This window comes from Microbispora oryzae (assembly GCF_017896165.1).
In the GTDB taxonomy this organism is placed as follows: Bacteria; Actinomycetota; Actinomycetes; order Streptosporangiales; family Streptosporangiaceae; genus Microbispora; species Microbispora oryzae.
Window position 1 is genome coordinate 167,453 of record NZ_JAFCNB010000005.1, and the last position, 14,380, is coordinate 181,832.

The window sequence follows — 14,380 nt, forward strand, 5'->3', positions numbered from 1 at the left end:
ATCCGGAGCCCGCACGATCGGGCCCATGCCATCTGAAGACCTTCATCACCGCCGACGTACCGGCCCGGCTCCGGTCTCCGCCGGCGCGGCACCCACCACCACGGCGGGACGGCCGCGCATCACGGCGCTGGACGTGATACGCGGCTTCGCGCTGTGCGGCATCCTCGTCGCGAACGTCAAGCCGATCTCCCATGTGGGGCTCGCCGCCGTCGGGGCGGTGCCGGCCGGCTCCCAGGACGCGGCCGCCTGGCCGATGTTCTTCGTCGAGCAGCGTTTCTATCCGATCTTCTCGTTCCTCTTCGGCGTGGGCTTCTCCCTGCTGTTCGAGTCCGCAGCCGACCGGGTGGCCCGTCCCCGGGCGATCCTGCTGCGCCGGCTCCTGGTGCTGCTCGGTCTCGGCCTGGCGCACATGTTCCTGTTGTGGCGTGGCGACATCCTCACTGTCTACGCGGTCACCGGGCTGGTGGTGCTGCTGCCGTCCACCTGGCTGCCCCGGTGGGCGGTGGCCGGTCTCGCCACGGCGTCTCTCGTGGCGGCGCTGGTCTTCCAAGGCGGCCAGTTCGCCGTGATCCCCGGGCTGTTCCTGCTGGGCTCCGCGCTCACCCGGTACGGCGTGATCGGCCGGATCGAGCGGTCCACCCGGGTGCCTGCCCTGCTCGGCCTGGCACTCGCGGCCGCCGCGGCGCCCACCCTGTGGGCGCAGGCGCGTTTCCAGAGCACGGACCCGCTGGGGGACGGTTTCCGCGTCTCCTTCCCGCTGGGCGGGCTGCTGGTCGCGGGCGCGTACGTGTGCGTGCTGCTGGTCCTGCTCAGGACGCCGCTGCGGCCGGCGCTGCGGGCCGTGTTCGCGCCGCTCGGCCGGATGGCGCTGACCAACTACCTCACCGCCACGATGCTCGTTCTCGCGGTGGGCCACGTCGCCGGCGGCTCCGACGCCTGGTCTGACACCACCGTTCTCCTGATCGCCGGAGCGATCCTCACGGTGCAGTGGGGCTGGTCCACCCTGTGGCTGCGCCGGTTCCGGCAGGGGCCGCTCGAATGGCTGTGGCGCTGGGCCACCTGGGGCCGCCGCCCGCCCTTCGTGCGATCACACCGTCCGGAGAAGTGACTATCGGCAGAGGGGCAGGCGGACGACCAGGCGCGCGCCCTTGGCGCTGTCCGCCACGACGAGGTCGCCGCCGTGGATCTCGGCGATCCGCCGGGCGATGGGAAGCCCGAGCCCCACGCCTCCGGCCCCCCTGCTGCGGGCGGTGTCGACCCGGGCGAACCGGAGGAAGACCCTTTCGCGTTCGTGCTCGGCGATGCCCTGACCGTCGTCGGCCACCTCGATGACCGCCGCGCCGTCCCGGAACCGCCGGCCGTACGTGGGATCCCCGGGCTCCGCCCGTACGGTGACCGTGACGCACGACTCGGCATGGCGATCGGCGTTGTCGAGGAGCCTGACGAGGAGTTGGGCGAGCCGGGCGCGGTCGGCGAGGACCGTCACCCCGGGGGCCAGCCGCCGCACCACTTCGCTGGACATGTGCCGGCGGCGCACCTCCGCCGCGACGAGCTCCGACACGTCGATCTTCTGCCGGTGGAGGTCGACGCCGTGGTCCAGCTGGGCCAGCGTCAGCAGGTCGTAGGTGATCGACTGAAGCCGCTCCAGGCTGGGCAGCACGGCCTCGCACAGCCGGATCGGGTCGGTCTCGGCGGGCGCCAGCAGCGCGTCCTCCACCTGCGCGCGGATGGCGGCGATGGGAGTGCGCAGTTCGTGGGAGGCGTCGGAGGTGAAGCGGCGTTGCTGCTGGAGGGCGCCCTCCAGCCGGTCGAGTGTGTGGTTGACGCTGCGGGCGAGCCGGTAGACCTCGTCCTTCGCCGAGGGGATCGGGACGCGCCGTCCCACGTCGCCGCCGCTGATCTCGTCGAGCTCGGCCCGGATCTCGTCCACCGGCCGGAGCGAGCTGGTGACGGTGCGCCGCGTGGCGCAGGCGACCGCCACTGTGAACCCGATCGTGCCGGCGATCAGCAGAGCCAGCGCGGACCCGTAGGTATAGAAGGGCAGCACCGGCGCCGCACTGTAGACGACCCAGTCTCCATCGCGATACACCTGCCGGGCCACCACGATGTGGCATCGGCGGAAGACGGAGTCGCAGACCTCGCCGCTGGCCGTCTGCCGGGGCGGCTTCGGTCTGAAGCCAGCCATGGGAGGCTTGCCACGGAGATCGGCGGTCGACGCGACCACCCGGCCGCTGGGGTCGACCACCTGGACGGGGCGGATCTCGTTCTTCGGGATGGGCGGAAGCGGGTCGATGATCTCTCCCCGGTCCACGTAGTAGGCGGTCAGCTCCCCGACGTCGCTCACGTCCCTGATCAGGTTCTGGGTGGCCATCCGGTTCAGGGAAAAGAGCATGACGGCGGAGAACGTGATGCAGAGCAGCCCCACCACGAAGGCCGTGAGCGTCGTCAGGCGGGCTCTCATCGAGAGCCCGCCGACGAACGTCCTGGCCGCCATCCTGATTCTCTCCGCCGAGATGGGAAGGGTTACGTGGTCACGCCGATCGGGCGGACACCGATGAGACGTCACGCCCGAGGGCTTGAGCCATAAGAGATGGTTTCATTGCCAAGCAGCATGAAGCATGACAATCGGGACATTTTGCCCTATGTATTCGGACATTATTCGCCAAGATTGAAGAACCGCCTGAGTTTGGTACGCGCCGGTTGGACGTCCGATGACGTCCAACCGGCGCGGGTCCTCAGGGGGTGAAGCGGGTGTGATCCCGTGGCCGGATCAGCTCCGGCTCCACTTCTGGCGCAGCGGCGCGGTGGTCCAGCCCGTGCCGCCGGAGCCGGCGACGACCTTCAGGTTGTCGAACTGGGCGGTCTCATCCTGGCTGGTCCCGTACCCGACCTGTCCCGCGCCGAAGGCCGAGTCGGTGACGGTCCTGACCGCGGTGCCGTCGATGGTGGCGGTGATGGAGCTGCCGGAGAACCCGAGTGCGAGGGCGTGCCAGCGGTTGGTGCCCAGCACGGTGGTCGTGCCACTGGCGATCGTGGTGAACGCGCAGCTCGTGCTGTTACGCAGGATCGACCAGGCGCCGGCGTCGGCGGCGTGGACCATGAAGTCGGCGGTGTTGTTGGAGTTCAGGTTGGTCGACCACACGTGCACCTGGCCGGTGGACAGCCCGCCGGTGACGGTGAAGTTCAGCGTCTGGGCGACCGTGGCGTCCATCGTCTCGATGATGGTGCTGTAGTCGCGGTTGTCGGTCGACTTCAGCGACACGTAGCCCTCCATCAGCCACCGCTCGTACCCGTGGTCGCAGTTCAGGTCACCACGGGCGTGCGCGTGGCTCGACTCCGCCCCACTCGTGAAGTTGGTGGCACCGCCGTACCCGGGTTTGAACAGGTAGTCGAGTGCCGACTCGGCTATTACCGACAAGGCCGGCGACACATCGGGTCTTTCGCGTCACCCGAACAGGGCCACCCGCGTGTCGACGGCACCACCATCGCGAGGATTTCAGCATCCTTCATAACTCAACAGAAATGCCCACGCAATACATCGGATGTCGTTAGTCGTTAGCGCCGCCGTCAAGCCCGGTAAGCGAGAGAGGCGTTCCGGCTGGGAGCGGCCCGCCGGACTCCCCTGTGATCACGCCCGCACCCAATGAAACTTTCATCACTTCCCCGCCCGCCGGGCGGTGCGCCCTGCGCAGGTCATCTGGGCGAGCCTCTCCAGGCCGCGCGGACGGCGGCGCCGGCCGTCTCTCCGGCCCTCTTGACGGTGACCGTCCGGTCATGTTTGATCCGCCACACCACCACCTGAAATCCCGGAGGAGAGGAGCTCTCTACGCCCCAGGGACATTTGTTAGCGCTAACAATTTCCTCCCCAACCCGCTGTCGGCCTCCAGGGGCACTTAGGTCTGATCGGGAAACGTGGTCTGGGGCGACGCCACACCGCGTCAATACATTCGCGCGCCAACGCCCGTGTATTTCGCTACCTGAAACCGCCGAAGAAAGGGCTGAACACGGCATGTTAACGCTATCAAATCGAGCCTACTCGGCCTGTCCGTTTCGACTGAGGAGGGCCTGAGCCGTGCGTAGATTGAGACAGTGGTGCGCCGCGGCGGCACTGGCACTGGGAGTGGCGGCGGTGGGCGCGATGGCACCCGCCAGCTCCGCGATGGCGGAGTCCAACGGCGGGGTGAAGGTCATGCCGCTGGGTGACTCGATCACCGAGGGCACCCAGGTGCCCGGCGGATACCGCATCGGGCTGTGGCAGCGCCTGGCCTCCGGCCGTTACACGATCGACTTCGTCGGATCGCAGTACAACGGCCCCTCCAACCTGGGCGACCACGACCACGAGGGGCACCCCGGCTGGCGCATCGACCAGATCGACGCCAACATCACCGGCTGGCTGCGCACCTACAACCCCCACACCGTCCTGCTGCACATCGGCACCAACGACGTGCTGCAGAACTACAACGTCTCCAGCGCCCCCACCCGCCTGTCCACGCTGATCGACCACATCACCACCACCGCGCCCAGCGCCGAGGTGTTCGTCGCCACCATCATCCCCCTGGCCAACTCCGGCCAGGAGTCGGCCGTCCGCACCTTCAACGCCGCCATCCCCGGCATCGTGCAGAGCAAGGTCAACAACGGCAAGCACGTCCACCTCGTCGACATGCACAGCCAACTCACCGCGTCCGACCTCATCGACGGCATCCACCCCACCGCCAACGGCTACGACAAGATGGCCGCCGCCTGGTACGCCGCACTCCAGACCGTCCCCGGCAGCATCGGCGATCCCGGCGGCAGCTCGAGCCCGCCACCGGCCGGAGGCGGCGCGATCAAGGGAGTGGGGTCCGGCCGGTGCCTGGACGTGGCCAACGTGTCGCAGACGAACGGCGCACAGGTGCAGATCTGGGACTGCAACGGCCAGAACAACCAGCAGTGGACCCTCACCAGCTCCGGTGAGCTGCGGGTCTACGGCACCAAGTGCCTCGACGTCAACGGCGGGGGCACCGCCGACGGCACCGGTGTGATCATCTGGGACTGCAACGGGCAGAACAACCAGAAGTGGCGCTTCAACTCCGACGGCACCCTGACCGCCGTCGGCGCGAACAAGTGCCTCGACGTCGTGGGCGCCGGCACCGCCAACGGCACCAAGACCCAGATCTACTCCTGCTGGGGCGGATCCAACCAGAAGTGGACCCGCGTCTGACCCCGCTCCGTCACGCGGCACACCCTCGCCGGGGACACCCCCGGCGGGGGCCGGCCACTCCGTCTATCTGACGCCTGTCGTCCCGGACCGCGCGCCCATGTCGTGAATGGTCCATCTCGCCATGTCTTCCCCCCGCAAGGAGTAGAACAGATGTACCCATCCCCCGTCCGCTCTCCCGGTCGTGGGCGGCGTTCGCCCGCGAGCGTCGCGGCGTGTCTGGTAGCGGTGCTGGCCACGGTCCTCGCCGCGGCGCTGACGTGGGCCGCACCGGCGTCGGCGGCGGCGACGCCGCTGAAGAGCGCCGCGTCTGGCCGTTGTCTGGACGTGAAGGGCAACGTCGACACGCAGGGCACGGCGTTGCAGATCTGGGACTGCACCGGTCAGGCCAACCAGGCGTTCGAGTTCACCTCGGCCGGTGAGCTGCGGACGTTCAACGGCACCCGCTGCGTGGACGCCAACGCCGGGGGCACCTCGCCCGGCACCACGGTGATCATCTGGGCGTGCAACGGCCAGAACAACCAGAAGTGGCAGCAGAACTCGGACGGCTCGATCAGAGGTGTCCAGTCCGGCCTGTGCCTGGACGTGAACGGCGGGGGCACCGCCAACGGCACCGCCGTCATCCTGTGGACCTGCAACGGCCAGAACAACCAGAAGTGGAGCAGCGGCGGAAGCCAGCCGTCGTCGAGCCCCTCCGCGAGCCCCTCGGCGAGTCCGTCGGCGAGTCCCTCAGGACCGTCGTCGACGTACTCCAACCCGGTGCTGTGGGAGGACCTCGCCGACGCGGACGTGTTCCGCGTGGGCGACACCTACTACTACTCCGCCTCGACGATGCACTACTCCCCCGGCGCGCCCATCCTGCGCTCCTACGACCTGGTGCACTGGGAGTTCGCCGGGCACTCGGTGCCCACGCTCGACTTCGGCTCGAAGTACGACATGAACGGCGGACGCGGCTACGTCAACGGCGTGTGGGCCTCGTTCCTCAACTACCGCAAGAGCAACAGCACCTTCTACTGGGGCGGTTGCATCGACTTCAGCAAGACCTACATCTACACGGCCAGCTCGGTCGAGGGCCCGTGGAACCGGCACACCACGATCAACAAGTGCTACTACGACGCCGGCCTGCTGATCGACGACGACGACACCATGTACGTCTCCTACGGCAACACCAACATCAGCGTGGCCCAGCTGTCGGCCGACGGCAAGACCGAGGTCCGCAGCCAGCAGGTGTTCAGCACGCCCTCCAGCGTCGGCACCCTTGAGGGCTCCCGGATGTACAAGATCAACGGCAACTACTACATCTTCCTCACCCGCCCCGCCAACGGCCAGTACATCCTGCGCTCCACCAGCGGCCCCTTCGGCCCGTACACCATGCAGCAGGTCCTGCTCAACATGCCCACCCCGATCTCCGGCGGCGGCACCCCCCACCAGGGCGGCCTGGTCCAGACCCAGAACGGCGCCTGGTACTACATGGCGTTCGTCGACGCCTACCCCGGCGGCCGCGTCCCGGTCCTCGCACCGGTCACCTGGAACAACGGCTGGCCCGTCATCCAGACCGTCAACGGCGGCTGGGGCGCCACGTACCCCGTGCCCAACGTGCCGACGCCGCCGCGTCAGGTGAAGTCGCCCACCGGCACCGACACCTTCGCCGGCACCAGCCTCGGCCCGGAGTGGGAGTGGAACCACAACCCCGACACCACCAAGTTCTCGGTGAACAACGGCCTGCGCCTGCAGACCGCGACCGTCACAGGCGACCTGTACTCGGCCCGCAACACCCTGAGCCACCGGATCCTCGGCCCCAGCTCCACCGCCACCATCCAGCTCGACTACTCGGCGATGAAGGACGGTGACCGGGCCGGCCTGGCCATGCTCCGCGACTCCTCCGCCTGGATCGGCGTCAGACGCGACAACGGCCAGTACCGCCTGTCGGCCGTCAACAACATCACCATGAACGGCAGCTGGGCCACCACCAACACCGGAACCGAGGCCGCAAGCACCCCGATCTCCGGCGGGAAGATCTGGCTGCGGGTCAACGCCGACATCCGGCCCGGCACCGGCAGACAGGCCAAGTTCTCCTACAGCACCGACGGAGTCAACTTCACCTCCTTCGGACCCGCCTTCACCATGGGCAACGCCTGGCAGTTCTTCATGGGCTACCGCTTCGCCATCTTCAACTACGCCACCCAGTCACTCGGCGGCGCGGTCAGCGTCAGCCGCTTCGACCTGACCACTCCGTGAGCACTGCCTGAGCACTCCCTGAGCGCTTCCGCCCCGCCCGGGGCGGAAGCACCGGCCCGCACGTTTCCGGCCGCACGTATCGGCGCGGCGGGCGGGGTCTGCCCGCCCGCCGCGCCTGGTCCCCGGAAGAACGAAGCATTCAGCCGTCCCCAAGAAGGGATCCCCCCGATGTCTTCGCCCTCGTTCCAGTTCACCCGCCGCTCTCTGCTCGCCGGGATCGGCGGCGCCGCCGCCGTGAGCCTGCTGGGAATCCGCGACGCATGGGCGACCGCCGGTCCACAGAGCTACACCGCGAGCTGGTCGTCGGTCGACCAGCACCCGGCCGCCGCCGAGTGGTTCCAGGACGCCAAGTTCGGCATCTACTACCACTGGGGCGTCTTCAGCGTTCCGGCGTTCGGCAACGAGTGGTACCCGCGCAACATGTACATCAGCGGATCGAACGAGAACAATCACCACAAGAGCGTTTTCGGTGATCCGTCCGCGTGGCCGTACCACAACTTCATCAACGGCGCCCGCGACAAGGCGGGCAACTGGGTGCAGTTCGCGCCGAAGCTGACGTCCGCGGGGGGCAACTTCGACCCGAACGAGTGGGCTCAGCTGTTCGCCGACGCCGGCGCCAAGTTCGCCGGGCCGGTGGCCGAGCACCACGACGGCTACTCCATGTGGAACAGCAGCGTGAACGAGTGGAACTCCGTCGCCACCGGTCCCAAGCTCGACCTGCTGCGGCTGCACGCCGACGCGATCCGCGGCAAGGGCCTCAAACTGCTGACGGCCCTGCACCACTGCTACAACTTCACCGGCTACTACGACCACGTGCCGGCGCAGTCGACGAACTCGCTGAAGAAGCTGTACGGCCAGCTCGACGCCAACACGGAGTATCAGCTCTGGTACGACAAGCTCAGAGAGGTCATCGACGGGTACCAGCCCGACATCATCTGGCAGGACTTCAACCTGAGCCGGCTCCCGGACGCACAGCGGCTGAACTTCCTGTCGTACTACTACAACCGTGCGGTCTCCTGGAACAAGGACGTCGTCGCCACCTACAAGGACGGGTTCAACACCAACGGCGAGGTCGTCGACTACGAGCGCGGCGGCCCGGCGGGGATCCAGAACCCCTTCTGGCTGACCGACGACAGCATCTCCAGCTCCAGCTGGTGCTACACCGTCGGCATCGGCTACTACTCGCTCAACGCCATGCTGCACTCGCTGATCGACCGGGTCAGCAAGAACGGCAACATGCTGCTGAACATCGCCCCCATGGCCGACGGCACCATCCCGTCGGGCCAGCGCACGGTCCTGCTGGGCATCGGCGACTACCTCAAGCGCTTCGGCGAGTCCATCTACTCCACCCGGGCCTGGTCGGTCTACGGTGAGGGCCCGACGCAGATGGGCGGCGGCTCGTTCGTCACCCCGCGCGCGGGCACCAACACCGACATCCGGTTCACCCGCAGCAAGGACAACACCGTGCTGTACGCCACGGTGCTGGGCTGGCCGGGCAGCACCCTCAACATCACGACCCTGGGCTCGAACCGGATCAACCTGAACAACCTCGCCTCGGTGCAGCTGCTCGGTTCCTCCGCCGGCCAGTACACCAACCTGCCCAACCGCACGCAGGACGGTTCCGCCCTGCACATCTCGATGCCGTCGTCCAGCGCCCCGTTCAGCGCCCCGGCGTACGTGGTGAAGCTGACCTTCAACGGCCAGATCCCCTCCCCGGGCTCCGGCAGCGGAACCGGTGTCCCGACCGGCTGGGCGCGGATCTCCAATGTCGCCACCGGGCTGGTCCTGGACAGCGGCGGCAACGTCGCCTCCGGGTCGAACCTCAAGCAGTGGAACTGGGACGGCAGCAACAACCTGCAGTGGCAGCTCGTCGACCTGGGCGGCGGCTGGTACCGCATCGTCAACCGGACCAACGGCATGGTCGCCGACAGCTGGGGCAACACCGCCAACGGCGCCGTCTGCCGCCAGTCGGCCTGGAACGGCGGCAACAACCAGCAGTGGCGCCTCAACGACACCGGCAACGGCCGCTACCAGATCATCAACCGCGGCACCGGCACCGCCCTCGACGGCATGGGCAGCACCACCGCCGGCTCCACCATGGGCATGTGGACGCCCAACACCAACGCGAACAACCTGTTCACGATCACCGCGGTCTGATCGCCGCCGGCCCCCCACGCGTAGTCGTGGGCCCGTCGCCGGCAGCCCGGCCTCGCGTGGATCACCACGACGGCTCCTGACCGGGCCGGGCCGCGCGGCCCGAATGATGATGCCGATTTTTCGGGCCGCGCGGCCTCTCTCCCTTGATCGGAGGGCAAATCTTACGAACCGAAGAACTGATCGTTGAATCGGCGTCCCGCCGGTAAGCATCCGGGCCGCATGGCCACTAACGGACGTTCGTCTTACCCATCCTTGAACGAGGAGACCATGAAGACCACCGTCCGTGCCCTCAGCCTGGCCGGCGTCGCCGTCATCGCGGCCGCCGCACTCGCCGCCCCCGCCTCCGCATCGGCGCGGAGCGAGGCCGCCCACCCGGTGTTCGTCCAGACCGACGACCCGCAGGGCAACACGGTCGTCGCCTACGACCGTGGCCGCGACGGCTCCCTCACCCAGGCGGGCACCTACGCGACCGGCGGCCTCGGTGGCGTACTCGACGGCTCCGTCGTCGACCACCTCGCCTCCCAGGGCTCCCTCACCTACGATCAGCGGCACGGCCTGCTGTACGCGGTCAACGCGGGCAGCGACACCGTCACCGTCTTCGCCGTCCACGGCGACCGGCTCACCCGCACCCAGGTCGTGTCCTCGGGCGGAAGGTTCCCCGCCAGCGTCACCGTTCACGGAGACCTCGTCTACGTGCTCAACAGCCTGGACGGAGGGTCGATCCAGGGCTACCGCCGGATCGGCGACCGCATCCTGCGCGTTCCCTCCTGGAACCGCAGGCTCGGCCTCGACCCCGCCGCCACCCCGCAGTTCACCACCACCCCGGGCCAGGTCGGCTTCACCCCAGACGGCGACCACCTCGTGGTCACCACCAAGGGAAACGGCCACGCCATCAAGGTGTTCGCCGTCGGCCCCCTGGGTCCCTCCGCCAAGCCGGTCACCACCACGGAGGACGGCACGGCCCCGTTCGCCTTCACCTTCGACGACGGCGGCCGGATGGTCGTCACCCAAGCGGGGCCCAACGCCGTCGCGACCTACACCCTCGGCCGCACCGGCACGGCGACCCAAATCCAGCAGATCGCCACCGGCCAGGCGGCGACCTGCTGGATCGTGAAGACCGGCCCCTGGCTGTACGCCTCCAACGCGGGCAGCGGCACCCTCTCCGGGTACCGGGACACCGGAAGAGGCACGGTCAATGCCCTCGGCACCACCGCCACCGACGCCGGCACCGTGGACGCCGCCGCCTCCTCCGACGGCAGCTACCTCTACGTGCAGACCGGCAAGGACGGGAACGTCAACGCCTTCCGCGTCAACTCCTCCGACGGCTCCCTCACCCGGGTCGGCACCGTGACCGTGCCCGGAGCCGTGGGCGGCGAGGGAATCGTCGCGCTCTGAACGGCCCGGCCCCAGTGGTCCGGCACGTGAACCAGGACGCCATCCAGCACGTGATCAGGTGCGTCCGCACGGTGTGACGGCTCTCGGAAACGCCGCACAGAACCCCGCGGCGGGCGCCCTTGCGTAGCCGGGCGTCCGCCGCGTCCCACCGTCGTCTCCGCCGTCCGCTCGCGGAAGGCGCCCTCAGAAGGAGGGCTTGGTAGCTCAACTGATTCTCGGCACGACGAGCGTCTCGCCGGATCAGGGGGTCAGGCGGCGGAGCGCTTGGCGAGCGGGCGCGAGCACGATGAGGGTCCCGTCCAGGGAAGTGGTGGACGAGCTCTTCGCCACGGTATGGAGCGGTCGGCATGAGGGCTCATTGGACGTCCTCCGGCTCGCTGACGGCCACCGTCTCGGCTTCGCCGTACATCGCGTCGTGTTGCTTGCGGGGGGAGCAGACGGAGGCGGAAGGGCACGCGCACCGGCGGCCGCCCTCGTTCAGCCGGACCGTGACGGTGTCGGAGGGCACGTTGCGGCCCACCACCGTCCCGGAGCCCTCCGGCGTGTCCACATTGGCCCCGACGCGCGGCATCCTGGTGTGGGACTCCACGTAGAGCGGGTGCTCATACTTCAGGCAGCACATCAGCCGGCCGCAGGCGCCCGCGATCCTGAGGGGGTTGACAGGCAGGTCCTGATCCTTGGCCATGCGGACGGAGACCGGCTCGAAGTCCTTGAGGAAGGTGGCGCAGCACAGGTCGCGCCCACAGGGCCCGATGCCGCCCTGGAGCCTGGCCTCGTCGCGCGGCCCGATCTGCCGCAGTTCCACGCGGGCGCGGAGGTTGCGGGCCAGGTCGCGGACGAGAGCCCGGAAGTCGACCCGGTGGGGCGCCGAGAAATACACGGTGTAGACGTTGTCGGCGTCGAGGTAGTCGACGCCGACGACCTTCATCGGCAGTTCGTGGCGCTTGATCAGCCGCTTGGACACGCTCCGCGCCTCCGCCCGGCGGCGGCGGTTGGCCTCGTCACGGTCGAGCTGTTCATCGGTGGCGATACCGGCGCAGACGGGCAGCCCGTCCACGTCGTCACTCACGTACTGCGGCGCCCAGACGCACTCGGCGACCTCGGGCCCCGAGTCCGTGGGCACGAGCACCTTATCGCCGATCTTCGGAGTGTGGCCGCCGGGATCGAGGTAGTACAGCCGCCCATAACGGGTGAAACTCACCGCCATGATCATGCCCACGATCCTGGCCCTCCTCGATCCGTACGGCCCGCCCCCCAACGATACGTTCCGTTTACCCCGCCGAGACACACCCGAGTCCGTCGGCGGCCTGCCGGCCGGGGTCCGGAGACCGCCGGGGGGCCGGCTCTTACGTGCGGCGGGCCGCGCCGAGGACCCGGGTGTCACGGGCCTACCAGGCGATGCCGAAGATCCGGCCCTCCGCCCTGTCGTCCCGGCTCAGCGTCCGGTATCCCTCGTCGCTCACCTCTCCCACCTCCGTGAACAGGCCGACGAGCAGGTGCCTGCCGGTGCCGTCGATGTCGAAGTTGTCGCCGTTCACGGTGCCCTCTCCGCGATAGATCGCCTCGGCGGGCCTGCCGTCCGACACGTCGTAGGCGGTCACGTCGATTGTGGAGGCGGGCGTCTTCGTCCTGGGCGCGGTGACCTCGGCCGGGAAGCTGTTGAATACGCCGAGGACACGGGTGCCGTCGGGCGACAGGGCCGTCCCGGCTATCGCACCGTCGCCCAGCTCCGGGCTCGGATCGAGGGTGATGATCCGAGCCTGATCGAGACTGCCGCCCTCCGCGGCCGTGTCGAGCAGGCCCACACTCCACCGGGCAGGGGCACAGGTCTCGGCGTCGCCGGCGGCCGTGCCCAGTGCCGACGCGGCCAGGGCCCGGACCGGCGGGGGACAGATGGTGCTGGCGGCCCTGGCCCGCACCGGGACGGGCGTCACGACGGCACCGGTACGGGGATCCACCCGGACGGTCGTCGGCACGGGATCGACCGGCTTCGACGGCGGAGCGACGAGCTCGGAGTGCTCGGAAGTCGGCTCCACCATGGGCGCCACCGGCGTGGGGGGCGCAGTGACGAACTCGGGGAGCCCGGGGCTCGGCTCCACCGTCGGAGTCGCCGTCACTGGGGACGGAGTGCCGGGCTCGGCAAGGTCAGGCACCGTACCGAACAGCACATACCGTCCGTCCGCGCTCATGGACAGATCGCGGAACACACCCGCCTTCGCGGACGTCCACGTGCGGGTCTCACCCGTGCCCGTGTCGGCGACCGCGACGACCGGTCTGTGGTCGCGCAACTTCGTACAGGAGTAACCGCTGACGGCGAGCCTGGATCCGTCCCCGTTCACCGCGATACCCCTGATCGCGAGATCCTCGCGCGAACGGAGGGGCGACTCGCTCCAGGAGTCGATCGCGCCCGCGTCGTCCAGGACGAAGCGGTAGAGCAGGGACCCGCACTCACCCTTCGTGTTGCTCATCACGTAGAAGAGGCGGTTGTCCTGGGCCGCCTGGACTGCGCTGTAAGTCTCGCCAGCCGTGGGCAGGCGCCGGGCCGTGACGTCCCCGGTGTCCGCACTCCTGATCGTGATGCCGTTCGGACCCGTCTCGGCGTAGTACGTCGGCGCGGACGCCGCTCCGGCCGCCGCGACCCTGCTCGTGCCGTGACCCTGCCGGGCGAACGTCACTCCCGCCGCGACCGCGATCGTCACGGAGGCGGCCGCCGCCACGGGGACGAGCCAGGCCCGCCTCGGGGCACGCCTGCGATGGATCTCGGCCGCGGCGTCCGGTTCGAACGACGGCGGCTGCTGGACCGTCTCCCCCACCGCTCGGGTGGCGTCACGGAGCCGGTTGACGATGTCACTCATCGGGTCTCTCCCAGGAGGCGGCCGAGCGCGTCGAGCGCACGGGAGGTGGTGGATTTGACGGTGCCCCGGCTGACGCACATGACCTGCGCCGTCTCCTCCTCGGAGAGCTCGGCGTAGTAGCGGAGCACGAGAGCCTCGCGCTGGCGCCGGGGCAGCCGGTGGAGGGCCTCCATGACCTCGCGCCGCTCGACGCTCAGCAGTACGGCCGCCTCGGCGGACCACACGGGAGGGTCGTAGGCTCCGGCGAACCAGGACGGCAGCCGCCGTCGCCGCAGGACGCTGCGTGCCTGGTTCAGCACCGCCGAACGCAGGTAGATCACGGCTCTGTCCTGATCACGCAGATGCGCGAACCGCCGGTGCAGGCCGAGGAAAGCCTCCTGAACCACGTCCTCCGCGGTCTCGCGGTCGCCCACCATGATCAGCGCGAGCCGGGTCAGGCCGAGGGCGTGCCTGGCGTAGATGCCGGTGATCGTCGCGTCGGCCCCGGGGGACGGTGGCGAGGCGCTCATCGGCTCTCCAGGGGGGTCGTGGAGATCCA

The 14,380-nt window shown here is 69.1% G+C and carries 10 protein-coding genes; 5 read left to right on the plus strand and 5 right to left on the minus strand.

Translation table 11 applies throughout. From position 1 onward, the window contains the following. Positions 1–25: 25 nt before the first annotated feature. Positions 26–1,108 carry a DUF418 domain-containing protein gene (locus JOL79_RS11730; RefSeq protein ID WP_210155790.1) on the plus strand — a complete coding sequence of 361 codons (1,083 nt, stop codon included), beginning with the start codon at positions 26–28 and terminating at the stop codon, positions 1,106–1,108. Here the strand turns inward: JOL79_RS11730 and JOL79_RS11735 are convergent, their stop codons facing one another. Together JOL79_RS11735 and JOL79_RS11740 are read right to left on the minus strand one after the other, a co-directional pair. Then, positions 1,109–2,494: a sensor histidine kinase gene (locus tag JOL79_RS11735; RefSeq protein WP_210155791.1), complete on the minus strand. Its 1,386-nt coding sequence runs from the start codon at positions 2,492–2,494 to the stop codon at positions 1,109–1,111. Between the two features lie 276 nt (positions 2,495–2,770). Beyond that, positions 2,771–3,418: a hypothetical protein gene (locus tag JOL79_RS11740; protein WP_210155792.1), complete on the minus strand. Its 648-nt coding sequence runs from the start codon at positions 3,416–3,418 to the stop codon at positions 2,771–2,773. A 654-nt stretch (positions 3,419–4,072) separates the two neighbouring features. Between JOL79_RS11740 and JOL79_RS33935 the strand changes: the two genes are divergently transcribed. The 4 genes from JOL79_RS33935 (at position 4,073) to JOL79_RS11760 (ending at position 10,987) form a co-directional block, all read left to right on the plus strand. Beyond that, entirely contained in the window at positions 4,073–5,200 is a 1,128-nt protein-coding gene (locus tag JOL79_RS33935) for a lectin (RefSeq protein WP_307848488.1), read from the plus strand. A gap of 150 nt (positions 5,201–5,350) precedes the next feature. Continuing rightward, positions 5,351–7,435 carry a lectin gene (locus JOL79_RS11750; protein ID WP_210155793.1) on the plus strand — a complete coding sequence of 695 codons (2,085 nt, stop codon included), beginning with the start codon at positions 5,351–5,353 and terminating at the stop codon, positions 7,433–7,435. 168 nt (positions 7,436–7,603) lie between these two features. Further along, positions 7,604–9,592 carry an alpha-L-fucosidase gene (locus JOL79_RS11755; protein WP_210155794.1) on the plus strand — a complete coding sequence of 663 codons (1,989 nt, stop codon included), beginning with the start codon at positions 7,604–7,606 and terminating at the stop codon, positions 9,590–9,592. Between the two features lie 267 nt (positions 9,593–9,859). Beyond that, the gene (locus JOL79_RS11760) at positions 9,860–10,987 is read left to right on the plus strand and encodes a lactonase family protein (protein WP_210155795.1); all 1,128 of its coding nucleotides are present in this window, start codon (positions 9,860–9,862) and stop codon (positions 10,985–10,987) included. Between the two features lie 355 nt (positions 10,988–11,342). On the opposite strand, the gene JOL79_RS11765 is transcribed toward JOL79_RS11760, so the two are convergent. From JOL79_RS11765 to JOL79_RS11775, 3 genes are all read right to left on the minus strand, one after another. Then, a complete protein-coding gene (locus tag JOL79_RS11765; RefSeq protein WP_210155988.1) occupies positions 11,343–12,200 on the minus strand; it encodes a PSP1 domain-containing protein in 858 nt (285 codons plus the stop codon). A gap of 175 nt (positions 12,201–12,375) precedes the next feature. Beyond that, complete coding sequence (locus JOL79_RS11770) at positions 12,376–13,842, minus strand: hypothetical protein (RefSeq protein ID WP_210155796.1); 1,467 nt, start codon at positions 13,840–13,842, stop codon at positions 12,376–12,378. Further along, a complete protein-coding gene (locus JOL79_RS11775; RefSeq protein WP_230984637.1) occupies positions 13,839–14,351 on the minus strand; it encodes a SigE family RNA polymerase sigma factor in 513 nt (170 codons plus the stop codon). Before JOL79_RS11775 ends, JOL79_RS11770 begins: the two co-directional genes overlap by 4 nt. Between the last annotated feature and the right edge of the window lie 29 nt (positions 14,352–14,380).

Coding starts and splice junctions, on each gene's coding strand:
- JOL79_RS11770 (WP_210155796.1), bottom strand. CDS start 13,842: ATGAGTGACATCGTCAACCGGCTCCGTGACGCCACCCGAGCGGTGGGG.
- JOL79_RS11750 (WP_210155793.1), top strand. CDS start 5,351: ATGTACCCATCCCCCGTCCGCTCTCCCGGTCGTGGGCGGCGTTCGCCC.
- JOL79_RS11775 (WP_230984637.1), bottom strand. CDS start 14,351: ATGAGCGCCTCGCCACCGTCCCCCGGGGCCGACGCGACGATCACCGGC.
- JOL79_RS11760 (WP_210155795.1), top strand. CDS start 9,860: ATGAAGACCACCGTCCGTGCCCTCAGCCTGGCCGGCGTCGCCGTCATC.
- JOL79_RS11755 (WP_210155794.1), top strand. CDS start 7,604: ATGTCTTCGCCCTCGTTCCAGTTCACCCGCCGCTCTCTGCTCGCCGGG.
- JOL79_RS11735 (WP_210155791.1), bottom strand. CDS start 2,494: ATGGCGGCCAGGACGTTCGTCGGCGGGCTCTCGATGAGAGCCCGCCTG.
- JOL79_RS11765 (WP_210155988.1), bottom strand. CDS start 12,200: ATGATCATGGCGGTGAGTTTCACCCGTTATGGGCGGCTGTACTACCTC.
- JOL79_RS11730 (WP_210155790.1), top strand. CDS start 26: ATGCCATCTGAAGACCTTCATCACCGCCGACGTACCGGCCCGGCTCCG.